This window comes from Rickettsia africae ESF-5, from assembly GCF_000023005.1.
In the GTDB taxonomy this organism is placed as follows: Bacteria; Pseudomonadota; Alphaproteobacteria; order Rickettsiales; family Rickettsiaceae; genus Rickettsia; species Rickettsia rickettsii.
This window is the reverse complement of sequence record NC_012633.1, coordinates 380430-404401: the sequence shown is the minus strand read 5'-3', so window position 1 is coordinate 404401 and position 23972 is coordinate 380430. Positions and strand designations below refer to the sequence as shown.

Below are 23972 nucleotides of genomic sequence, written 5' to 3'. Positions count from 1 at the left end.
ACTATGAAAACTTATAATATTGTCATAGCTAGTGATCATTCAGGTTATGAGCTTAAGTCTGAAATTATCAATTATTTAGAGCAGAAATCTCTAAAGATTTATGACTGCGGAACAAATAATACACAAACCGTTGATTATCCTGATTATGCTAAGAAAGTAGTAGATATTATTATTGAAAAATCAGCACCTATCGGTATTTTAATTAGTGATACGGGGATTGGTATGTCTATAGCTGCGAATCGTAGCTCGGAAATAAGAGCCGCTTTGTGCAACAATATATTAACTGCCGAAAATGCTAAAGCTCATAATGACGCTAATATCTTGATACTCGGAGCAAAAACCATAGACCAAAAAATAGTATGTGATATTATAGATAAGTTTTTAACTACCCAATTTGAAGGCGGCAGACATAGCACCCGCCTATCAAAGATAAAATAGTTGTATAAACTGTTAAACATTGTTATTATCCGTCATTGCGAGGAGAGGCAAAGCCTCGACGTGGCAATCTCAGGCATATTTTGTACTATTTCATAAGATTACTACGCTCCTTGCAGTCGCTCGCAATGACGATTCGGTATCCATACAATAAAGCCAAACTATAATATAAATTATGCTGCTTAATATGAATCTTCAAGAGTTGAAACAAAAATATAATTACGATGTTGCAACGAAAATGATGCAGCAATATCTAGACATTAAATTTGCTCATTTAGATTGTTTACTACTATTTAGAATGGGTGATTTTTATGAAATGTTCTATGAAGATGCAATTCTAGCAAGCAATGTACTTGGCATTGCTTTAACAAAGCGGGGCAAAAACGGCGAAGAAGAAATTGCGATGTGCGGGGTACCTTATCATGCCCTTGAGAATTATTTAACTAAGTTAATTGAAGCAAATTATAAGGTTGCTATTTGTGATCAACTAGAAACACCTGAAGAAGCAAAGAATAGAGGCGGTTATAAAGCGGTCGTTACTAGGGATGTTACACGTATTATAACTCCGGGAACTATAATTGAAGAAAATTTAATTGCTTCAGCCGAACCTAATTATTTAGCAAGTCTCGTAATACCGAAAAATAAAGAAACAGCTAGCCTTTGTTATGTTGATCTTTCTACTTCCGAAATTGTTGTAGTTAATGTACCGGAAACGGAAATTCTTAATGAGCTGGCTCGTTTAAAACCTCGTGAAATTCTGCTTAGCGAAAATCTGAGATCTTCTAATCTTGCGGATAGTATTTTCAAACAATTAAATTTGCGTATTACCTATCAAGTTGATAGTTTTTTTGCGATTAATAAATGCGAAAAAATCATTTTAGATTTTTATAAAATGAAAGATATTAAAGGAATCGGCGAGATATCTAGTAGTCAAATTTGTGCCATAGGTAGCGTTTTAGAATATTTATCGTTAACGCAAAAACAAAATATTCCTCATTTGCCAATCCCTAGAATTATCAAATTTCATAGCTATATGACTATTGATTTCTCTACTAGACGCAACCTTGAAATTGTCACAAACTCACAAGGCGGCTCGCAAGGAAGTTTATTAAGCACCCTTAATCATACGGTTACTAAACAAGGTGGACGTTTACTATATAATTTTCTTTCAAGTCCTTTAACCAACATTGCTAAAATAAATCATCGTTTAAATATTACCGAGTTCTTTTATTCCAACTTAGAAATAGTAAAAAAAATTAGAGAACTTCTAAAAAAAACCAGTGATATAGAACGCTGCTTAACACGTATTACGATGAACAGAAGTTCAGGTCGTGATTTACTTAGCATTAAATATACTTTAGAAACGGCAACGATTATTAAAGGAGTATTCTTTGACGCTTACGGTTTTAATTTACCTGATTTTATCGAAAAAATTATTAAACCTCTATCAGGTGATGCAGAATTATATAATTTAATAGACGAAACAATACGAGAAGATGCACCGAATAATTTAAATGACGGAGGTATAATAAAACATGAATATCATCCGAAAGTAGCCCAATTACATGATTTAATTAATAACGGAAAATTATATATTGAAAAGCTAAAAGATCAATATCGCAAAGAAACGGGAATAGACAGTTTAAAAATATCTCATAATAATGTTATAGGGCTTTTTATCGATATCACCGCTAAAAATGTTAATAAAATCCTTGATCCCAAATTTATTCACCGTCAAACAACGGTTAATCATGTTCGTTACACTACTGCTGAACTACAAAAGCTTGAAAGTGAGTTAGTCAATGCTAAAACCTTAGTAATAAGCTTAGAAAAAGAATTATATGCGGATATTTGTAGCCAAGTAATCGAAAAAGCTTCCTATTTACGAATACTTGCAAGCTCCTTAAGCGGGCTTGACGTATTTTGTAATTTTGCTTACATCGCTGATGAATATGATTATGTTAAGCCTGAGTTTACCGATGATTTAAGCTTTGATATCGTTAAAGGACGGCATCCTGTAGTAGAGAAAGCACTACAGCGAGAAAGCAAAAGCTTTGTATATAATGATTGTCATTTATCAGAGCTTGAGCGTATTTGGTTAATTACCGGTCCTAATATGGCAGGTAAAAGTACTTTTTTACGTCAAAACGCCATTATTGCAATCATTGCTCAAATAGGTTCGTTTGTGCCGGCAAAAAGTGCTAAAATAGGGGTAGTCGACAAAATATTTAGCCGAATAGGTGCTGCCGATGACTTAATTAAGGGACAATCGACCTTTATGGCAGAGATGCTTGAAACCTCGGCAATTCTTGCTCAATCTACAAAAAACTCACTAATCATACTTGATGAGGTAGGTAGAGGCACATCCACTTATGACGGGGTATCTATAGCATGGTCGGTGCTTGAATATATTCATGATAAGCTGAAATGTCGCTGTTTATTTGCAACGCACTATCATGAGCTAACCGTTATGAGTAATTTCCTGCCGGCTTTACAAAATTATACTATTGCTATTGAGGAGTCAGGTAAAGATATTCTATTTTTACATAATATTATATCAGGTGCTGCCGATAGGTCCTACGGTCTTCATGTTGCGTCTCTTGCCGGTCTTCCTGCGAGTGTTATAAACAGAGCTGAGCAGATTCTGCTTAAATTTGAAAAAACTTCTACAGGTAAAGGAAAAAATATTTTATCAACGGAATCAAATAATTTGAGTTTGTTTTATCTTGAACCTAATAAAACTACTATAAGCAGCAAATTAGATAAAAAATTCCGCACTATCGATCCTGATAAACTATCCCCTAAAGAAGCACTTGAGTTAATTTATGAGTTAAAGAAGTTGGTTTGATGCGAGTTTGGCAGTGCCTGCGTGGATCAGTTTTTTCATCATTGCGAGGAAAAACTGCAAGTTTTGATAAAGCAATCTCAGGAGTTTGTGATTATTTCATGAGATTGCCACGCAGCCTACTGCTGCTTGCAATGACGATCTAGTATCTATGCAACCTTGCCTCCCGTTCCAACCAATATTTACTACAGGCGAAAAAATTAGGATTAGCAAAACTTTCTTTACCGTAAGTAATTTCTTGTCCATGCGTATCTAAAATATTACCACCACCGGCTTTAATTAAAGCATGACCTGCCGCTATGTCCCATTCCATAGTTTGACCGAATTTTGGATATATATCAGCTGCTCCTTCAGCAATTAAGCATAGTTTCATTGAACTGCCTATTGCATTTATTTGACCGAATGAATACTTACTTAAAAATTCTTTAGTAGCTTTATTTGAATTATAAAAACCTATTACCGCATTAAGCTCTTCATGTTTCAGTTCATGATTAACAAATATTTCTTTAGAATTCTGTTCGATTTTTAACCGACCGTTTACATCAGTATAATATAGCTTTGCTGTTTCAGGGTGATATATCAAGCCGATGGTTGGCAAACCGTTTTCAATAAGCCCTATATTGACCGTATATGTACTTTTACCGTTTACATAGCTCCATGTCCCATCAATAGGATCGATTAACCAAAAAGTATCACTGCTGAATATAGGTAGCGGCTGCTCTTCACATACTATAGCTATTTGAGAGGTTAAGGTTTGTAGAGTTTGATAAATTATTTTACTAATTTCTTTATCGGCATTAGTGACTACTGACCCATCTGATTTAATATCAATCAACATTCCTGCCTTTTTTATATCTAGTGCAATCTTGCCGGTATTAATAATTAAATCTTTTAAAGCATTAATTAAATTGTCATTCATAATTATTTATTTAACATCTTTGCAGCTGTATCATCTTCTAACCACTGACCGGTATTTAAAAACGTAGATTGCTGCAACTCAGCGATTTGATGATCAGGTGACCCCGGTAACATTTGCCACCCCAAATATTCAATTCCATAATATCCTATATCAACCATACTTAAATAAGAGTCCATATTTTCTAAATCTTTTTTATTATTTGCAAAAATTACTATTTTTTTAGGTTGTTTCGGTATAATTTTTAAGAACTCTATAAGAGCTTTTACTCTATTTATATTACCGGTAAATATTATACCTAAATAAAAAATAGGGGCTTCAGCATCGCTTGGATTAAATCTAAATACATCTTTATCATTAACTTTATTAGTAAAATTAATATTGAGTCCGTAAAGTAAGGTATATAACCATCCTTCATAATTTTCAATTAAATTACATGGGGCCGTTATTTCCTGAAGACCTAAAACCGTTGCACCTTGCTGTTTCATCTTATTAATTAAATCTACCCATTTAGATTCAACAAGCATCATCTGACGCTGCACTATCAATTTTGCAATAGTTTTATTAACTGATGCGTTATCCGCTGCAAGACTATATAAATATTTAGTAAAATTTATATAAGAATTATCCTGATATCGAAATAATTTGGATTTCGGTGTTATGATAGTATTATCTATATTTATAAGTACCAGCGTATCTGCATCTATCTTCGGTAATAAGTTTTTCATTGTTACTGAATCTACAGAGTAAGTAGGAATAATTTGACCGTAGCCCGCATACGAAATAACTAAGCAAAGTAAACTCAATAAAACTTTATTTATTCGTGTCATAAGGATTTTTACCTTTTGCATTATTATTCTTTAAAGGTGGATTATTTCTTTTTAGCTTATTTATTTGAGATATTAAATCATTAATCACTTTAGTATAATATGCAACATCTTTATTTTTCGGAGTATTTTTATTATTATAATGATAACCAATAAATAATATATTAGAACTATAACTATTAAGTTGCAATTCCATTGAGTTTAACAATTCTATGCTACTACTAATCATTATAAAGCATTTCGGTATAAAATTCATTTGAATAAGGAAATTGAGCATCATTTCCGCTTCCGATATATTATTACTCGTCAATATACCCTTATAAAATACCGGATAAGTATTAGCAAAACTGTCTAAATTATTAAAAATAATATAATTATTGTTTGGAAAACTATTTGAAAAATCAATATCGAAATTTTTCTTTAAATAATCGGCAAACCATATCTCAAATTTAGGAATATTATTAAAATTACCGGTAAACCCATCATTTACTGCTATTATGGGGATTTTACTATTACTCATTTCATTTACAAAATTCGGAAAATCAGATTCTTGTAATTCTTTCTTATAACTATCATTAGTTAAAATCAATTGCTTTATATAAATAGTTTTTGAATTTTTATTAATATTACGTAAAAGAGGAGCTAGTGTAGTAAGATAAATGTCTTTATCAAGCTGTGCAACGATAGGCACTAAAGACTTAAACAAAAATTCATCTAGAACCGTTACTACTAATAAATCCTGAGGTACATAATTTTTATTATAATTTTCTTTAAAATCTTGTTTTATTTTATTTAAACTATCCACTTCTATAATTTCTGCACGAGCTATAGAAGCAATAAATAATATTAGAATAAATATATATTTTTTAAACATTTATGATTTCCATTTTTTTAAAGGCAGCATATCACCCTGTGATTTTCTATGTCATTCCTACGAAAGCGGGAATCCAGAAAAAATAACCTTAATAATTGGTACATGTTTGACAAAATAAACATATAAAAGCTTGTTTTTTTATATGTTTTCCTAGATTCCCGCTTTCGCAGGAATGACATATATTAGTGTTATCACATCATACTGCTAATATCAATCCATATTAAAGTATAATATGGTAAATATGTTTGGAAGTTTTTTTAGTGCACTTGGCTGTACTGTTGGAAATGCATTTGGCGGCGGCATATTTTCAAGCGTGGGAAGATTTGTCGGCAAAATGCTTGGTGAGTATTTCGATTAACTAAATCACGAACTGATAGAATATGACAATATTAAAAATTTCAAAGAAAGTTTTAAATATGTAACAGCTAATTACGGCGAACCTATACCGCTAATTTTCGGTACTGCAAGAATTAACGGACAAATAATTTCAAATCAAAATAAGCAACTAAATTGTTATGTTCTATAACCAGTTCCGTAACAAGAGCCGGTAGTAAGTAAATCTCTTTAGGGTACGAGTCTAGAGCTGATAAAATATAACTATTACCGAATAATAATTTGCTTGCAATTAGCTCACTAACAAAATCCGCTCCGGCTTTTTTGGGATTCGGTTTTTTTAGTAAATAATGCACCGGATAGTCTAAATATTACTTCTCCGGTTTTACTTTTAAGCACTTTCCACGGAACATGTCCCGCCGATTGTGCAATTAAATTAATACATCTATATACTATAACATTTTCTCGATAAGCTTCTATGTCGACTCTGATTAAATTACCATGTGCAATGTCGTTTAGTTTAATAAAATTTTGTGATTTGGTAGTACTATTCTTCCAAAACTTTTTCCGATAATTTTTTATCATATATCCTAATATATTTATTGTTTTCAGGATTATATAATGATTTGGGAGATAGACTAAGAGAGCTTAATAAGATGTTAATGTTCGTTAATGTAATTAAAATTATTTCTTTACAAATAGAAAGATATACTATTTAAAACATATTACCATGAAATATAGCAACTTGATAGGATATAAAACATTTCTTTACCATCTGAATATTATTCACAATGACCCACAACAGCTTTGAATAAGCTAATAAAAAATTTTATAAAAACTAAAAAATATGACGAAATAAAATCAATTTTAGCATCTAAGAACAGCTATAATTTGTTAGGGTTACATCATGCCATTACGTCATTTGATCTAGAAGCATATACACTTATTATTTCTTATGCTAACCCTAGCCACTTTACTTCTGCTGAATACGATAGATATATACATAACATCGATGATACATCTATGCTTGATGTAGCAGCATTTATAAATTTTGATACTATACAATATAGAGATACAAAAAGCAGCATGTTGCAAGAGTTGATTAAGTTTAAGAAGAGAACGATTGAGGAGCACAATAACAATGCAATTAGTGAATTTAAAATAGAAGGATTTGAATTAAAAAATTAGCTAGTTATTTAAGTTTTCAAGAGTTTAAAAGCTTTATTGAAGATAATAAAATTGAGATAAATATTGAAGAACTTAATATTGCAAAATTTAAAATAGAAAAATTATCACCGATTGCATATAGCGAAAACTCTGATATTACTATTTTAATGACAAGGACTTACAATGTAAGCGATTTAAATGACAATATAATTCTTCATAACTATACAAAGCTTTTGCAATAGGGGCCTACAAATAAGTTATTAGCCTATATAGCAGCGGTTAATATTAAAGTGCAAGATAGCCTAAAAATAACATTTGATAATAAATCATTTTCTCATTACGATTGAGACAATAACCTAATATGTATAGGCGCAGAAAAATTAAATTTAGAATCAATAATAGCACATAAATTTGGACATTATGCAATAGAGAAAATTTTATACAATGCAAGTATCCCACTAAACAATAGTTTTCAAATTTTGAAAACAAATTTCGTAAAAAATGTACCATATCAAAATGATGATAAAATATTTTTGCCTAAAAATTTTGAAAGCTTAAAGCGCTTAATTAATAGTTCATATGAATATAGTAGAGCGGCAAAACCAATACTTGATTTAACGGCAAATTTAATATTAACACCAGAGGAAAAAAATGAAATTAGTAGTAAATATAACGATAGTAAAGAATTGATTAAATATTTAAAAAACGAGACTATATTACCTATATTTTACTTTAATCATTATAGACCGGAACAGATACAAGAGAATTAGAGGAAGTTATAAAAACTAATTCTCATGCCCATATTATGTGACCAATTTAATTATTAATTTACTAAAATTACCTTATGTAAACGAACAGGATTATTATGAATTATTTGCAACTGATCAAAAAGTTCAATTGCAATGTATATTAACCAAGATTCTACCGCAAATAATAAAAGATAAAGATCTTACTAGCGAGCAAGTTTACTACTTAGAAAGGATTGGAAATCTTATACACAGAGAATCAGATGATAGCGCTGCAGAGTTCATAGTTAGGTATCTAGAAATTAATATAGATAATTTATTGCATCCCATCGAAGATTCACTTATTATTAATGCAATGCAACCACTAGTAGATTTTTGGGAGAAACACATAGTTCCTAAAATGGAATCTACTATTATAGGATGTACAAAGGAATATAATTGTGACACATTTGATGGAGCATAATTAATTTAGCTATTGTTGTGTGGCACTTTTTATGTCATACCTACGCAAGCAGGAATCCAGTACTTTAAAGCTTTTTAAAGATTTTACTTTAAAAGTGAAACAATCTAATAAAAAAATCTTTGCAATCAAGATTTTTTTAGCCTGTATCCCTGCTTTCGCAGGTATGACATCACTGGCTTTTTGAAAACTATCCGGCACTATAACAAAAAAACCCTAATCACTAAAATTATACCTAATATTTTTTCTAGCAGAACTTATATCTTTTAAACGTTCACAAACCTTTTCAAAGACTTGTTTAGGCAAGATATTTGAAGCATTAATTTGTAAAAATTTATCGTCTTTTAATTTAATCGAAAAAGAAGGCTCTTGAAATTCTGGCCCATCAATTTCTCTAGCAATTTTTATATAATAACCGATTATATGACTGTTATAATAATCACTTTTACTAATCATTTTCTTAGCTATTTTATTAATCTGCATGTCAGTTTTAGCAGTATAAGTAACTGTAAGGGCAATACCTAGCATAAGACGCTGTCTATGACTAAAAGGAATGTCTGAAGATAATATAAATTCCGAAACAAAATTTGCTCTAAGCGTTTTATCAATATTTTTATTATATTGTGCTAGCATTATAGCGAGTTCAATAACAATAAGAGTCGTGGCATCGGCATTAATTAAAAGATATTGTACTGCTTCAATATATTTTTCAATTTTACATATATTTCTATCAAATTTTACTAATCTCTTCACCCTCTCATAAATAATATCTTTTTCTGTTTCATGAGACGGCAACGAGTCAAATCTTACTCCTTCTTTTAAACCGTAATTTGAGATAATAATTTTTTCCGGTGAAAATACCTTAATCATTGCTTTTATTACTAAAACTGCATTATAATTTATGACTTTCTGCTCATAATAACTCAGCTTTAATTTATCGATTTGCGATAATTTCTCTAAATATAACTCAAACTCTACACGATTTATTTCAAAATTATGTAAATTTTTAAGGGGATAATTTATAGACTCCATGTATATACGGCTCATTAGACGTAATGCACCGCCAATTAAATATAAATTAGGATAATGTGCAGCTCCAAATTCTTCCTCTAGCATTTTAGTAATCAGCCCGACATCACCAAAATTGCTACTAACAATAATTTTTGTACCAAGCGGCAATGATTTTAATTTACCGACTTTTTTATTTCCAATCTGTGCAAGCTCAAGACTTCCACCTCCAAGATCAGCTACAATACCGAAAGCATCACTAATACCGGAAATTAATCCGGCAGCAGTTAAATAAGCTTCACGTTCACCTGAGATAATTTCAATATCAATATTGAATCTCTTTTTAATTATAGCTTTGAATTCATCTGCTTTAGGATGCCCCCTAAGTATAGCTGTTGCAACACATCTAATATTAGTAACAGACAGTTTGGTAAAAATATGAATAAGATATTGTAGAGATAAATATGTTTGATGTTTTACGTCTAAATTATCTAAATTAAGTAAATTTGTAAGATAATTTCTAAATTTATAATTAAAAATTTCCGGCGCTCCAAGCTCATCACTTTCATAAACTACAGCTCTTAAAGCATTTGAACCGATATCAATAATAGCTGAACGCATTTTACTCATTATTTTCCGGAACAGTTATTGTTTCGGTCTCTTCCGAAGCCCCATTATTATTTGCCCTAGGGTCAAAAGGTACTTGAGTAGGTACAAAAGTCGGCGGTAATAATCTACTAGTAAAAAACTTATCTTCATAATACTTAATTTTACGCGATTTTATAGGCGGAAAGGATTCTATTAAAACAATTTGCTCATCTCTCGGTAACTGTATTACTTCTTGAGGTAAAAGTAAAGCTCTTTGAACCTGAGAAACGTTTTGGGTTCTAGTAGCAATATTAAGATCAAAAAATAAAGGTTTACTAAATGATCTTTGTTCTACCGTCTTATTACCGACAAGCTGCGATATTAAATTTGCCGTTTCATAGTTATTAGCGGCAAAAGTAATACGATATGTTGCATTAGATAAGAAAGAATTCATCCCTGCATCTTCGTATGTTCCTTTTAACTGCTGTGTATCTTGGATAATTAAAAATAAACGAACTCTATAACCTCTAAAATAAGCTATACCGGCTTTAAAAGTATCCATCTTCCCGAGCGTCGGGAACTCGTCAAGTAAGAACATTACTCCATACGGCTCTTCCTTTAAATCCGGCATTTTGCGGCTTAAAAATTCTGTCGCCTGCTGATAAAACACCTGCATTAATTTTTGTAAACGCTGTATATTATCGGGTGTTAACCCTACATATACGGTTGTTTTGACTTTTTTAAATTCTTGTATATTGAAATCAGAAGATGCTGTAGCTGAATCAATCAGTGGATTTGCCCATAATTCAAGCGATGAGTTCATTGTAGATATTACGCCGGAACGCTCTTTATCGGCTTTTTGCAAAAATGCAGCAATATTCATATATGCAACAGGATGTATTACACCACCAAGCGTATCGAGTACGACCGCTAGATTATAAACTACGTCGTCACTCCTCATAGTACGCACTACTTCACCGAAAGATTTAGTTTTAGTAGGATCGGCTATTAAATATAGAGTTACACCTAAAAATAAGCTTCGTGCCTCATTATTCCAAAAATCCTTTTCCGGCATTATAAGATTTGAAATTTTTTGAACGTCATCAACCATTTGCCCAGGCTTAGTACTAACCCAATCAATCGGATTATAACAATGAGTAACACCATCAGGATTAGAAGGCTCCCATACAAAAACTTTCTGCCCTTGCTTCTCACGCCAACCACTTGTCAACCCGTGATTTTCAAGCTTTATGTCATGCACTACTACCGAATCACTCCAAAATAACAAATTAGGTATCACAAACCCTACACCTTTACCTGAACCGGTAGGAGCAAATAATAAAGCATGCTGGAACCCGTCTGCAACAAAATATCCACCGGCATCAACACCGATCAGCATACCTTTCTTAGATCTAAGACCTGCAGCCTCTATATCTGACGGATTAGCCCAGCTTGCATCTCCATATACTTTTTCATCTTGTTTGAAAAATTGTAATGATTTTATTCTTTCAAAATTTTTAATGTAAAATATTATAACAATAATAACCGGACTGAGAAGAGAGGCAAGTAGCTTCAATTTTAAATAATTATAGTCGGTAATTTTTAACTGCCCCCAAACGTTAATAAGCCAATAAGCCCACTTATAAGCAATATTTATAGCATTTATATTTACACCTAAAGCTCCAACCTCATTAGTAAAAATTGCAACAAATGCACCGCTTATCCAAATGGTACAAAAAATAACAACCGGATGAATTATAGCATGACCGAATATATTTCTAGTAACTTTAAGTATCTTATGCCATTCCATGAATTGATATTCCTAGTTTATGCTTATATATTAGTTTTTGCGTGGAGTAATTTTTACGTCATTGCGCGCAACTAAAAAGAGCGTGGCAATCTCAGGATTGTGGCCTGAGATTGTGCTTAGTCAATTACTTCGTAATTTCCTCACAATGACGTTTTTAAACCATCCCCTCAGCATTCTTGTTCTTCTTATAATATACTTCCGAAACATATCTTTTCCCGCTGCTACCGCGTTTTAACTGCACAACGATATCTACAACGGTTAAAATATACTTCTTTACTTCTTCAGGCGGCATACCAAGATCTGCTTGCATAACCATAAGCTTTAACTGCTCAATAGCCATAGCGGGACTATCAGCATGCAGTGTTGATATTGAACCGGGATGACCTGTATTAATAGCACGCAAAAAACTAAAAGCTTCCTTACCTCGAAGCTCACCTACTATAATCCTATCTGGTCTTAAACGCAAACAGGCCTCTATTAAATCTTGAGTAGTAACATTTGCACGCCCCTGTCCTCCTTTGGAAGCCAGTAAATGCACTCTGTTAGGATGGCGTGATAGCACAACCTCACGAGCATCTTCTACAGTAATTAATCTTTCTATTGCAGGTATTTCAGTGAGTGCCGCATTAGTAAAAGTAGTTTTACCGGTTGAAGTACCGCCGCTAATTATGATATTTTTCTTTGAAACAACTGCATGTCTAATAAATTCTTTAATCTTTTTTTCAGCTAAGAAATTATTTAAAATTACTGCATCTTCATCTACTAAACTCTCTGTTGCAGTATCATCAAATGCCCCCATTTTAGCATATTCATCTAAAGTTAGATTCATACCGCTAGGCTTTCTTATAGCATAAATGATTTGTCCTATCTCACAAGCAGGAGGAAATACTATTTGAATACGGTAGCCATTCGGCAAAGTTGCCGAAAGAAGCGGTTTTTCTTCTGAAATCATCTGTTCGGTAGATTGAGCGACTAAACTCCCTAATGCAAGTAGATGTTCGCTATCCAGTTCCGGTATTTGCTTAGAATATATATCACCTTTTTTTTCAACCCATACTTCTCCGGGCTTATTAACCATAATTTCGTTAATACCGTCTTCAGCAAATAAATTTTTAAAAGGAAGTAAAAACGTCTCTAAGGCTGCAAATTCTTCACTCATTTCATTACCTTCGATTTTAATAAAACGGCTTTTGGGAATTTATAATCCTTATTAACGTATATTCTAACCGGCGTACCTTGATTAACCGTTGTCGTCGGCTTAAACTGCTGCTGAGTTATCATATTTTTTACAACATTCGTTACATCCGTAAAAGCTTGAGTAGAAGCTTGTTGTGCTTGAGTCGGAGTTGATGCTATAGAGGTAGTAGTAAGCAAACTTGAAGCTGCCGTATTAACTGCCTGTACTAAGGTTTGAAGTCTCTGCTCAGCAGTATTCGCTGAAGAAGCAGTTTGTGCGGTTGTACATGCTTGAGTCATAGTAGTATAAGCAGTCGAAGTTTTATCGGTAATAGCAGCAAGTATATTAGTACAAATTGTAACTATCCTAGTATTTGCATCCATAGCGGTATTAGACGCAATAGTTTGAGCAGTATTTAACAATTGTTTTGCCGTAGCACTATTGGTAGCCGCTGCCTGAGAAGCTATAGGAGGCGGCACTAACTTATCAAGCACTTTAGCAAGCCCTATATTAAAGCCGGATTGTAATACGGCATTTGCAAATTGTTCTTTATATTTATTATCAACTCTTCCTTGTAATCCCGGTCTACCTAAATTATCAACTGCAGGTGAGTCGAATTCTATAGTATAACCGCTCGTTAAATCGATTCTATCCCATATTATAGAAACTCTACCATAACTATCGGACGAAGTTGAGGTTGCATATTTACCGAATATTTTTGACCCTTTCGGTATCAATATCACTTTATCTTTCTCAGAAAATACGTCTCTACTAATAATGGCTCTTATTTCACCGCCGAGATCACTATTTATTGCCGTCTCAAGAACTGCATCAATTAATTTACCGCGTCCGAGAACCAAAGACATATCACCGCGATCTTTAAAGGTCGTTTCTGCCGTAATCTGTTCCGGTGTTTTTTTAGGCTCTACACCACCAATTAACACTATAGCTGATTTTCTTTTTGCTTCACGACGTTGCCCCTCTGCATTGCTCTCAACTAACGTTCCTGAAGTCGAAGGCAATGAAACCGGCGGCAATGGAAGCGTTTTGTCTTTATTCTCTTCTACAGGAGTAGTAGGAGGTAAGACCGGTGGAACTTTTACTACCGAAGGAGGAGGCGGTGGAGGAGCGGTGGGCGTCTCAAGCTTAGGCGGATCAGGTAACTTTGGAATCTCCGGAATATTATCATCAACCTCCGTAACAGGTTTTACAATATTACTCGGTATCTGAGTCTCCGGTATTTCTTCTTTTGCAGTACCGAAAAAAAGAGTATAAAAAATATATATAAAAATACCACAAATTACTACTACTATCACAATACTCTTATTAAAGCTAACCGAAACTTTTGATAATTCTCTTTGTACTTCAGGAGAATCTACTCCTGATAAAGAACCGGTATTATGATTGTTATTTTGCTCTTCAGCCATATCTAAATTATATCAGTTAAAGTGTTTTTATTGTCATTGTTACGTGGATCAATTTTTCCGTCATTGCGAGGAAACCTCAGAACAATTGTACGTCCGCAATCTCAGGAGTTTGTATCATTTCATAAGATTGCCACGCAGCCTACGGCTGCTCGTAATGACATATCTACACAGAAATGACATCGATTAAAATCTTGCTATATAATTACTATTTTTCTTAGGGTAGTAAAATTTAATTACATATACTAAATCCCTTTCGTTACCCATCATAAGTTCCGTAGAAGCGATATCAAATTCATATATTCTTTTATTAGTTATAATAGTCATATTTGTACGAATATCTTTTTCAAGAGGCTTAATAAATAATCTATTTGCCAAAGGAGTTATTTTCCAAGCATAAGCATCCCCAAGAATTATATTTTGGACTTCTTCGTTTTTAGCAAATTCTATATGCGATTGAAAGCCAAAATGCAAAACTAATAAATAAACTTCATTTGGATTATATATATAAGTTTTTATCCTATTATCTTTAGTTATAGATAAATCATCTACATAATTATTACTACTATTACATGGATCATCTACAAGTGAACATTCTCGTTGTACTGTAAAACCGCTTAATAATATAAAAACTAAAAAATAAAATCTAACTATTGTCATCGTCTACCCTATATCCGTTCACTTGAAACCCTACCGGATTTATATCAAGTTCTGAATCTGTTAATTGCATAGGCACATAAGCATAACTTACTACCGCTATTTTATTATAAACTAATTGGTTTCCTGATGTTTCATTTACGGAAAATCTAACTATATATTTATCTGCTGCGATTTTTGACCATGATTTTATTACTAAAAATGTAGTATTCTCTTCTTTATATTTTAAAGTAGGATCAAAATCTTTATTTCTTATATAGCCAAGATAATTGTAATAAACACTGCTTGTTGAAAATAATCTTATTGTCGTACGAGCTATCGTCGCAAAATCAACTGGATTATATGTTTCCCGTGCCGTTATGTATTTCTTTATAAAATACCTTGTAAGAGACTCATCCGCCGTTAACACTGGTGATGAAATAGGTTCTACCACTGAGGCACGTCCGGTATTACTATTAAGCTGAATAACAAAAGGCTCAAACTGTTTAGATTTCACTACAAAGGCTATTACTAAAGTTGCTATAACCATAAAAATGGTTAGTAGTATTATTAATATGATAAGTAAGTTACGTTGAACAAGTAACTTATCAGATCGCTCTTCATACCAATTCTGAGTAATTTTTAAAGGATTAGCCGATGTAATACTTTCTTGCGTTTGTGTATCTCCTGCACCGCTTTGCGAGTTATTACTTGATTTAAAGAAGCCAAATATATTATTCATATCAAAGGTATTTTTATTATTACATTGTTATTGTGTAAAACTATTACTTTTATACTATATTTACTGAATTAACAGGTCTTCTTATACAAGGATTTACGCTTACACTCGAACCATCATCTATATCAGCAGAAACGCACGGGCTTTTAATTTCATAAGGAGCTGAAGGGGTACATGACAACAATTGAGCAAGCATAATTAATACTAATAAAAGCTTTAATGATTTTAACATTCTAATTATACATTATTAAATTATCTTGTTACTATTTTAAAATTACCTTACTATACAATAGTTCACAAGCATTTTTTAAAAAAATCTATTTATAAATATAAAAAAATATTAAAAAGATTGTAAACTATTATACTCTGAAGTAAATAACGAGTAGTTATACAAAGTTCAGCTTAGGAGAAGAGCGTATACTTCATACGTGGCTACCTGCGGACTTATAAAGACATTGTCGCCAATTTTTCAAGTGGGATGAGTATAACATAATAACTACCATCAATAATTGTTATTGTATAATTTTAATTTATAATTTATTTATTTTAAAGTTAAACAATATTTTGGTATTGTAGCAACAATATAAACTTATTTTATAGCTTAAAATAACATTAAATTAAATCATAATCATATTATAATAATTATGATAGAGTGTTAAAACAGAATAAAATTAGATATTAATCTAGTAATTATGGACCCATTAACCAACGCAATACAAGAATATATAAAATCCGGCGAATATTTTATTGATGCAAGAAAATGGTATAATTTTAAGTATATCTTACCGTTAAGTCATAGAAGTCTTCTGCTTTTAATATGCACGATTTTTACCTTATTATTAACCTTAATTTGTATAAGTATCAACATATTGCTACCTATAAACAAAAAAGTAAATTATTTAATAAAAGATGATGCCGAAAAACAAGCTGCCGTTACTAATACTAAACATTCAACATTAGTAAAGCCTTATATCTCTATTGCAAATATTATGCTTCAGAATTATGTAAACCAACGAGAAGAATACAATTACGATATATTAAAAGAACAATTTACCTTTATCAAAAATGCTTCTACGAGTATTGTTTATATGCAATTTGCTAATTTTATGAATATTGATAACCCATTATCACCGGTCATAAGATATCAAAAACTATATAGACGCTCAATTAATATATTATCAATTAACAATATAAACGATAACGAGGCAGTTGTTACTTTTGAATCATTGGCAAAAAATAGTACGGATGCAATTTTAGAAAATATGGTATGGGAAGCAAGAATCGGATTTATAATGGATTCTATCAGTACAAATACATCACCTAATATGCCGTTCAATTTTACCGTTACTAGTTACAAGCTAAAGTTACTAAGAAATAAAAATCAGAAATAATATGAAGCAACTAATAATATTTTGTACTTTTATAATACTTACATTAGATGTATTTGCTCTTACTATATCACGACCTCTAGGTCGAGACCCACGTCTAAGAGTTATGACTTATAACCCTGACGATGTTTTCAAATTCACAGGATATTACGGCTATCAAGCAAGTATAGAACTAGCAAGAGACGAGGAAATAGTAAGTATTTCTATGGGAGATACTACTTCATGGCAAATAGTACCTGCCGGTCATAGGATTTTTATTAAACCGATGGAACCGGATGCTACTACTAATATGACTTTAATTACTAATAAACGGACGTACTTCTTTGAACTATATGCCGCCGAAACTCTTGATATGCGTGATCCTGAAATGGTCTTTAACGTAAAGTTTCTTTATCCGGATGACGAAAATGACAATATGAGCGGTCATATGCAAACTTTTTCTGCTGCCCTAGCAAGTCCCGACCTGACTCATCCTGAAAAATATAACTTTAATTACTATATTAGCGGCAGCGAAGAAATAGCTCCTATTAAAATTTTTGATGACGGCGAGTTTACTTATCTGCAATTTAGAGATAAAAACGCTGAAATTTCCGGTATTTTTGCTGTAGATGATTCACTTCGAGAATCTTTAGTAAATTATCGCCTTGCTCAAGATAATCCTAATATGGTGATCCTTGAACAGGTTTTTCCTAAGCTCGCTATACGTAAGGGCAAAAAAGTCACATGCGTATTTAATCAGTCTTTCAAAGCGTATTAATGTCTACCAACGTCATGGCGGCAATGACGATGAAACTGATTCACGTCACAATACTTTTCTTACAATAACAATATAATTATGCATAATTTAATATATTTCTTTGCCTTGATCTTACTAACTAGCGGCTTATTTATAATGCTTACAAGTCGTAATTATATTCATAAAATTATCGGGCTTGGAATCTTTCAAAGTTCGGTGTTAGTATTTTATTTAAGTATCGGAAAAATTAAAACAGGCGGTGTACCTATTTTCCAAGAGGGCATCACTACTTACACTAGCCCTTTGCCTCATGTATTAATGCTAACTGCTATAGTAGTTGGGTTTGCTACTCTTAGCGTAGCTTTAAGTTTAATATATCAAATTTATAAACATTTTGGTACAATATCAGAAAATGAAATTAGTTTTGATAAATGATTCTAGCTAACCATGTCCCTATCATACAAATATTATTCCCTTTATTTGGGGCTTTACTCTCAATAATATCTTTTCGCTTTATTACCTTTGCACGAATAATTACTACGATTTGTATTTTATCTAGCCTTTTGGTCAGTGTTTATGGATATAGCATTATACAAAATACGGAGCTATCTTACACCATGGGAGGATGGACTTCAAAAATAGGAATAGAATATCGGCTAAATGCACTAAACCAAGCTATTATTATTTATCTTAACTTGGTTTTATTATTCTTTTTAGTTTTTTGTCATAAGATTACTAATCAAACTATCTTAAAATATATAAACAATAATAGAAAATCTTTATTTTACGGTATATTATTATTCGCTCATACGGGCTATTTAGGGATGATGGCTACTCACGATTTTTTTAATCTATATATATTTATAGAGATTTCGGCACTTAGTAGCTATGTCCTGATAGCCTCAGGTAATAATCCAAAATCTTTAATCGGAGCTTTTGATTATTTGATAATAGGTAGTATCGGTGCAACTCTTATTCTTATATCTATAGGATTTCTGCTAAGCATTACGGGTAGTTTGAATATGGCAGAAATTGCAGCGTATTTACAAGAACATACTAATTCCCGTATAATCACTATAGCTATCGGTTTTTTCTTAATAGGTGCTATTTTAAAAACAGCTTTTTTCCCTATGCATTTTTGGATGATGAGAGCTTATAATAACACGGCTTCAGTTATTTTAGTATATTTAGCAGGGATTTCTACTATAATAGGAATATATATAATATATAAATTTACTTATATTATTATAGGCTATGAGACAATTAAAACGGCTATTACAAATTTTATAAAACCTATCGCTTTAGCTACTCTTATTATAGCCCCATATTTTGCTTACCAAACAAAAGATTTCAAGAATATTATAATTTATTCATGTTGTACTCAAATAGGTTACGTATTTTTATTATACGTAACCGAAAACGGTATAATAGTTTTACCAAGTTTATTACTTGCGGATAGTATAAATAAAATAGCTCTTTTCTTGATAGATGCTTATAATGGAAGCTATAAAAGAGAGCCTAACAAAGTTTTAATAATAATTGCTATTATGTGCAGCTGTGGCTTACCTATCAGTCCATTATTTTTTATCAAAGTAAATATTCTTGAATTATTATTAACACACAATCTACTATTAGATTTTATTATAATTTTACTTAGCTCCGTAGGATCGTTATTTTACCATTATAAAATGGTACTATTGTCATTCCCGCGAAAGCGGGAATCCAGTAATTAAAAAATATAAACACAGCAAGTTTTTAAAACTAAAAGCACGATTTATCTCGCTTTTTCTGGATTCCCCCACTTTTAGCTAGGCATGACATAGAAAGCCATATAGGTAATGCTCTAACCATACTATCAAAAAAAGTATAACAGCTTATCATGATTACACAATTTACTACTCCAAATCTTTTGATTCTATCAACTTTGCTAGTTGGTGCATTAAACTTAACTAGCCCGTATGCCACTCAAAAAGATAACTTTATACGTAATTTTTTACTTATTACTATTGCTATTTTTTTCTTCGGTAATATTTTAATTATAGACTGGTTGTTTTTAAAAGGTATTAGAGCAGGATTTGAATTTAATATATTCGGTAATTACTCTATAGGATTCCATCTTGAACCTTTAGGGCTTATTTTCTTAAGTTTAATAGGCTTTTTATGGATTTGTGCTTTACTTTACACTCCTAAATATCTTGCTATTAATAATATAGACTATTCTTCTAGATTCTTATTTTTCTTTAACTTCACTATTCTAATCGGTGTTTTAATTGCTTTATCTAGCAACTTATTCACGATGTTTATTTGCTATGAGCTTTTAACTATTTCTACAGCTTTTTTAATAGGACATACCAAAAATAATATAGTACTTAGCGGGTTATATAAATATCTAAAAATTCTGATGATTTCTGCCACAATATTATTTTTACCGGCAGTGATAATTATTTATACTAAAACCGGTAACGGAGATTTTGCAAGTGGAAGTTTAGTAGAAAATTATTTTTCCAAAAACCAGTCAATTATTTTATTGTTAATGTTTATTTGCGGTATTGCTAAAACTGCCATTTTTCCGGTGCATTCATGGCTTCCTGCTGCAATGGTTGCACATTACCCCATTAGTAGTTTGCTGCATGCCGTAATAGTGGTTAAAACCGGATTATTTTGTATTTACAAAATCCTATTATATATATTCGGTTTATCGTATTTACAAATGATATTTGCCGAGTTTAACTGGTTAATTTTTATACCGATAGTAAGCATATTTTATAGCTCAATCAAAGCCCTAGACACGGATAATATCAAAAAAATACTCGCCTACTCCACTATGAACCAATTAAGCCTTGCATTGCTTAGTGCTTTCATGTTAACACCTAAGGCACTTGGAGCTGCAATACTCCATTTAGTTTCACATTCTTTTACAAAAATCTGCTTATTTTATAGTATGGGAAGTATTTACAGTTTAAAGAAAACCAATCAAGTACAGAATTTACATGGTACATCCAAAGAATTTCCTTTAATTTCTTTTATTATATCTATCTCTTCATTATCATTAATCGGTATACCTATCTTTAGCGGATTTATTAGCAAATTCTCAATATTACTTGCCGCAAGCGAACAGAATCAAATCATTGTTATGATTGTCGTAATAGCTAGTAGTATATTCTCAAGCCTTTACCTGCTCAAAATATTAAGCTCTATTTATAAACCTTCTTTAGTAGAATCTAGCGTAACAAAACCACTCCCCTACTCTATGCAAATTAGTATAATAATGTGCTGCTGTGCCGTAACTCTTTTCTATTTTATTCAAATCTTAATCAGAGAATTTTTAGCTTATATTACATAAACATATTTACATAATCTACACATAATCATATAATATGTATACCGTAGATACTTCAAAAGTTGGAAGTCAAATAAGCAGTGCACCTACACAGCGTACAATAGTGAGCACAGGCGAATCCCGAAATTTGACGTACCAAATCTTGAAGTATCTACGGTATAAATATGGTAATTATCTTTGAGGATAAATATGGCACAAATTATTAGAGCAACAGAATTTGTACGATCTTTTTCAGATATTATGAATAGAGTTTACTATAAAGGCGAAAGCTTTGACGTTCAAAAAGGTAATCATATCGTAGCAAGGATTACGCCTGCAGAAATCAAGCCTTCTGTAGCAGTAAGAGACTTAGAGGAAGCTTTTAAAAATGGTCCACATCTTGATCCTGAAGATGCTGATCAATTCATGAAAAATCGCGAAGAAATAAGACACAATACTAAACAAGATATTAAAAAATTGGTTGAAAGATGGGATTAATTATTGATACTGCTATAATCATAGCTTTAGAAAGAGAAAAGGTCAGTACTAAGCAATGGTCACATTACGGTCAGACTTATATTAGCCCTATTGTGTTAACTGAACTATTACATAGGAGTAGATAGAGTCAAGAATGAGAATAAACGTATAAAATGTTTAGCTTTTATAGAATACGTAAAAAGTCTGTTTACTATATTACCTTTCGATATTGAAGAAGTATATACATATGCATGTATTACTCATGATTTATACACACAACGTATAACTATAGGAACTCATGATATGCTTATTGCGGCAACGGCTATTACAAAAAGTTTTCTGATATTAACTCTAAATGTAAAAGACTTTAAAAGAATCCAGGGACTAGAGGTTTTAACAGTTTCTTCTAAGGATTAAAATGTTTATTCAAAATACCAAGTGTACATTTCCGCTTACTAATTTTGAGCTTATGTTTGATTTTCACCCACAAAATCAGCTAATAGCTCTAGCATTTCTAATTGTTACTGCTATCTTAAATCTTTATACAATTTCCCAAAATAGAAAATTAGAATGCTTAATCGGTAGTTTATACTGTTTATCCTCTATTATATGCGTATTTGCAGCTGATTTTATTTCCATGATAATCTCGCTTGAATTCATGACGATTTTTGCCTGCATAATTATTTTTTGTGACCAATTAAAGATAAAACCGGCACGTCAATATTTCCTCACTCATTTATTCAGCAGCGGGCTAATCTTAATCGGTATGACTCTTCTAATCCAAACAACAAGTAATACGACTTTTACTTCTTTAACAGAATCAGTAAATAATTTTGAGTTACCAGCAATATTCATACTTGCAGGTTGTTTAATTAATGCCTCGGCTATTTTTGTAAACGGCTGGGTGGTTCATTGCTATCCTATAGCTTCAAGTAGCGGTATTGTATATTTAATTAGTTTTACTACTAAAGTTATTTTAATTATCATTTTAAAATTATTTAGCGGTCTTGAGATATTAAAGTTTTTTGGGATATCAATGATCATTTACGGATTAGTATTAGCTCTCATTGAAAAAAAACTTAAACGATTAATATGTTATCTTACCGTATCACAGCTTGGTTTTATATTAACGGCTATTAGCATAAACTCTCCAAATATAGCTTATCTTATTACAAGCTTTATATTCATACATATATTATATAACGGATTATTTGCTTTATATTTCGCTTATATAGAAGATGAGTATGATATTAAAAATTACCAAGATCTTCAGAATACTCAAATTAATTTTATTTTATTAAGCGGATTTGTTATTAGTATATTGATCTATACATCTATACTGCCTATTCGTTCTTCTTATATTAAAGATGAAATAGCTAATATTTTAAACGAGAATAGTGTAATGCTATTTTCCAAGATAACGACTTGTACCGTATTATTTGGGTTGTTGATGGAGAGTTCTACGTCATTCCTGCGAAAGCAGGAATCCAGTAAAAACCTTAAAAATAAAAGCTTTATAATATTTCTGGATTCCTGCTCTCGCAGGAATGACATAAGAACTATAACCTACCTCTCTTTCTGCATCATAACTTTATGCATATGTTTATTCTACCCTATTCAAATATCACATACTGCTAACTTTAAGCTAGTAATCCTTGCAATCTCACTGTTATTGGCTTTAATATTTAGAAAAATACCACGCATTTCGACAGAAAACATAAACCTTGACCTATACCAATATATTGAAAAATTTATATATTTCAGTATCGATAAATATAAAGGAACGGCAGACAATAACGAAGATGCGGCAGAATATCTTAATTTTAAGGTTATTTGGGATAATATTTTAAGTAAAATATCTGCTTGGCATAATCAGCAAACTGCTATATTGATTGTAGTATTCCTATTAATTAGTTTGATTTTAACACTACAATAATTCGATGTTGTATAGATACCAAAATCGTCATTGCGAGAAGAAACTGTAAGTTTCAACGAAGCAATCTAGTAAACAATTCTGATTACAGAATTTTTTTATTATTTTACTAAATTGCCGCGTCGCCTACGGCT

24 protein-coding genes and 2 pseudogenes are annotated in these 23972 nt (G+C 31.7%); 15 read left to right on the top strand and 11 right to left on the bottom strand.

Features of this window, described 5'->3' with window-relative positions:
- Positions 1-3 precede the first annotated feature (3 nt).
- Both rpiB and mutS read left to right on the top strand, forming a co-directional pair.
- Positions 4-438, top strand: a complete 435-nt coding sequence (gene rpiB, locus RAF_RS02095) for a ribose 5-phosphate isomerase B (protein ID WP_012719558.1) — start codon at positions 4-6, stop codon at positions 436-438.
- Positions 439-622: 184 nt separating this feature from the next.
- Entirely contained in the window at positions 623-3283 is a 2661-nt protein-coding gene (gene mutS / locus RAF_RS02090) for a DNA mismatch repair protein MutS (protein ID WP_041472006.1), read from the top strand.
- A gap of 139 nt (positions 3284-3422) precedes the next feature.
- Here mutS and RAF_RS02085 read toward each other — a convergent pair whose 3' ends face one another.
- The 3 genes from RAF_RS02085 to RAF_RS02075 are packed head-to-tail and all read right to left on the bottom strand — an operon-like array spanning position 3423 to position 5897.
- On the bottom strand, positions 3423-4199 hold the full coding sequence (locus RAF_RS02085) for a 3'(2'),5'-bisphosphate nucleotidase CysQ (protein WP_012719556.1): 777 nt from the start codon (positions 4197-4199) through the stop codon (positions 3423-3425).
- Between the two features lie 2 nt (positions 4200-4201).
- On the bottom strand, positions 4202-5047 hold the full coding sequence (locus RAF_RS02080) for a DUF2608 domain-containing protein (protein ID WP_010977053.1): 846 nt from the start codon (positions 5045-5047) through the stop codon (positions 4202-4204).
- A complete protein-coding gene (locus tag RAF_RS02075) occupies positions 5010-5897 on the bottom strand; it encodes a DUF2608 domain-containing protein (RefSeq protein ID WP_012719555.1) in 888 nt (295 codons plus the stop codon). Before RAF_RS02075 ends, RAF_RS02080 begins: the two co-directional genes overlap by 38 nt.
- A gap of 232 nt (positions 5898-6129) precedes the next feature.
- Between RAF_RS02075 and RAF_RS02070 the strand changes: the two genes are divergently transcribed.
- Positions 6130-6255 carry a hypothetical protein gene (locus RAF_RS02070; RefSeq protein WP_012719554.1) on the top strand — a complete coding sequence of 42 codons (126 nt, stop codon included), beginning with the start codon at positions 6130-6132 and terminating at the stop codon, positions 6253-6255.
- Positions 6256-6530: 275 nt separating this feature from the next.
- Here RAF_RS02070 and RAF_RS02065 read toward each other — a convergent pair whose 3' ends face one another.
- A complete protein-coding gene (locus RAF_RS02065) occupies positions 6531-6815 on the bottom strand; it encodes a hypothetical protein (RefSeq protein ID WP_012719553.1) in 285 nt (94 codons plus the stop codon).
- A gap of 222 nt (positions 6816-7037) precedes the next feature.
- Here RAF_RS02065 and RAF_RS02060 point away from each other — a divergent pair, with 222 nt between their 5' ends.
- The 3 genes from RAF_RS02060 to RAF_RS02050 all read left to right on the top strand — a co-directional run bounded on the left by RAF_RS02060 (position 7038) and on the right by RAF_RS02050 (position 8606).
- On the top strand, positions 7038-7418 hold the full coding sequence (locus tag RAF_RS02060) for a hypothetical protein (protein ID WP_012719552.1): 381 nt from the start codon (positions 7038-7040) through the stop codon (positions 7416-7418).
- Between the two features lie 458 nt (positions 7419-7876).
- Positions 7877-8167, top strand: coding sequence for a hypothetical protein (locus RAF_RS02055; protein ID WP_012719551.1), 291 nt, complete (start codon positions 7877-7879; stop codon positions 8165-8167).
- A gap of 37 nt (positions 8168-8204) precedes the next feature.
- Positions 8205-8606 carry a hypothetical protein gene (locus RAF_RS02050; protein ID WP_012719550.1) on the top strand — a complete coding sequence of 134 codons (402 nt, stop codon included), beginning with the start codon at positions 8205-8207 and terminating at the stop codon, positions 8604-8606.
- Positions 8607-8819: 213 nt separating this feature from the next.
- Here RAF_RS02050 and RAF_RS02040 read toward each other — a convergent pair whose 3' ends face one another.
- From RAF_RS02040 to RAF_RS02010, 7 genes are all read right to left on the bottom strand, one after another.
- On the bottom strand, positions 8820-10232 hold the full coding sequence (locus RAF_RS02040; protein ID WP_012719549.1) for a Ppx/GppA phosphatase family protein: 1413 nt from the start codon (positions 10230-10232) through the stop codon (positions 8820-8822).
- 1 nt (position 10233) lies between these two features.
- Positions 10234-12009, bottom strand: coding sequence for a type IV secretory system conjugative DNA transfer family protein (locus tag RAF_RS02035; protein WP_012719548.1), 1776 nt, complete (start codon positions 12007-12009; stop codon positions 10234-10236).
- Between the two features lie 154 nt (positions 12010-12163).
- On the bottom strand, positions 12164-13168 hold the full coding sequence (virB11, locus tag RAF_RS02030) for a P-type DNA transfer ATPase VirB11 (RefSeq protein ID WP_012719547.1): 1005 nt from the start codon (positions 13166-13168) through the stop codon (positions 12164-12166).
- Positions 13165-14613: a TrbI/VirB10 family protein gene (locus RAF_RS02025; protein ID WP_012719546.1), complete on the bottom strand. Its 1449-nt coding sequence runs from the start codon at positions 14611-14613 to the stop codon at positions 13165-13167. The genes virB11 and RAF_RS02025 overlap by 4 nt, the downstream gene beginning before the upstream one ends.
- Before the next feature lie 183 nt (positions 14614-14796).
- Entirely contained in the window at positions 14797-15270 is a 474-nt protein-coding gene (locus tag RAF_RS02020) for a TrbG/VirB9 family P-type conjugative transfer protein (protein WP_012719545.1), read from the bottom strand.
- On the bottom strand, positions 15257-15988 hold the full coding sequence (locus RAF_RS02015) for a virB8 family protein (RefSeq protein ID WP_012719544.1): 732 nt from the start codon (positions 15986-15988) through the stop codon (positions 15257-15259). Before RAF_RS02015 ends, RAF_RS02020 begins: the two co-directional genes overlap by 14 nt.
- A 49-nt stretch (positions 15989-16037) precedes the next feature.
- Positions 16038-16217 carry a DUF2706 domain-containing protein gene (locus RAF_RS02010; protein WP_010977041.1) on the bottom strand — a complete coding sequence of 60 codons (180 nt, stop codon included), beginning with the start codon at positions 16215-16217 and terminating at the stop codon, positions 16038-16040.
- Positions 16218-16677: 460 nt separating this feature from the next.
- Here RAF_RS02010 and RAF_RS02005 point away from each other — a divergent pair, with 460 nt between their 5' ends.
- The 9 genes and pseudogenes from RAF_RS02005 to RAF_RS01965 all read left to right on the top strand — a co-directional run bounded on the left by RAF_RS02005 (position 16678) and on the right by RAF_RS01965 (position 23841).
- A complete protein-coding gene (locus RAF_RS02005; RefSeq protein ID WP_012719543.1) occupies positions 16678-17376 on the top strand; it encodes a virB8 family protein in 699 nt (232 codons plus the stop codon).
- Position 17377: 1 nt separating this feature from the next.
- Positions 17378-18130, top strand: a complete 753-nt coding sequence (virB9, locus tag RAF_RS02000) for a P-type conjugative transfer protein VirB9 (RefSeq protein WP_010977039.1) — start codon at positions 17378-17380, stop codon at positions 18128-18130.
- A gap of 78 nt (positions 18131-18208) precedes the next feature.
- Entirely contained in the window at positions 18209-18544 is a 336-nt protein-coding gene (locus RAF_RS01995; protein ID WP_012719542.1) for a Na+/H+ antiporter subunit C, read from the top strand.
- Positions 18541-19842, top strand: a complete 1302-nt coding sequence (locus tag RAF_RS01990; RefSeq protein WP_010977037.1) for a proton-conducting transporter membrane subunit — start codon at positions 18541-18543, stop codon at positions 19840-19842. Before RAF_RS01995 ends, RAF_RS01990 begins: the two co-directional genes overlap by 4 nt.
- A 146-nt stretch (positions 19843-19988) precedes the next feature.
- On the top strand, positions 19989-21452 hold the full coding sequence (locus RAF_RS01985; RefSeq protein ID WP_012719541.1) for a proton-conducting transporter membrane subunit: 1464 nt from the start codon (positions 19989-19991) through the stop codon (positions 21450-21452).
- 37 nt (positions 21453-21489) lie between these two features.
- Positions 21490-21608: pseudogene (locus RAF_RS08550) on the top strand (palindromic element RPE5 domain-containing protein); the annotation flags it as partial.
- A 30-nt stretch (positions 21609-21638) separates the two neighbouring features.
- The gene (gene vapB / locus RAF_RS01980; RefSeq protein WP_012150592.1) at positions 21639-21926 is read left to right on the top strand and encodes a type II toxin-antitoxin system antitoxin VapB; all 288 of its coding nucleotides are present in this window, start codon (positions 21639-21641) and stop codon (positions 21924-21926) included.
- A pseudogene (gene vapC, locus RAF_RS09710) lies at positions 21917-22322 on the top strand (ribonuclease VapC). Before vapB ends, vapC begins: the two are co-directional and overlap by 10 nt.
- 1 nt (position 22323) lies before the next feature.
- Positions 22324-23841, top strand: coding sequence for a proton-conducting transporter membrane subunit (locus tag RAF_RS01965; protein WP_012719540.1), 1518 nt, complete (start codon positions 22324-22326; stop codon positions 23839-23841).
- The last annotated feature ends 131 nt before the right edge of the window (positions 23842-23972 follow it).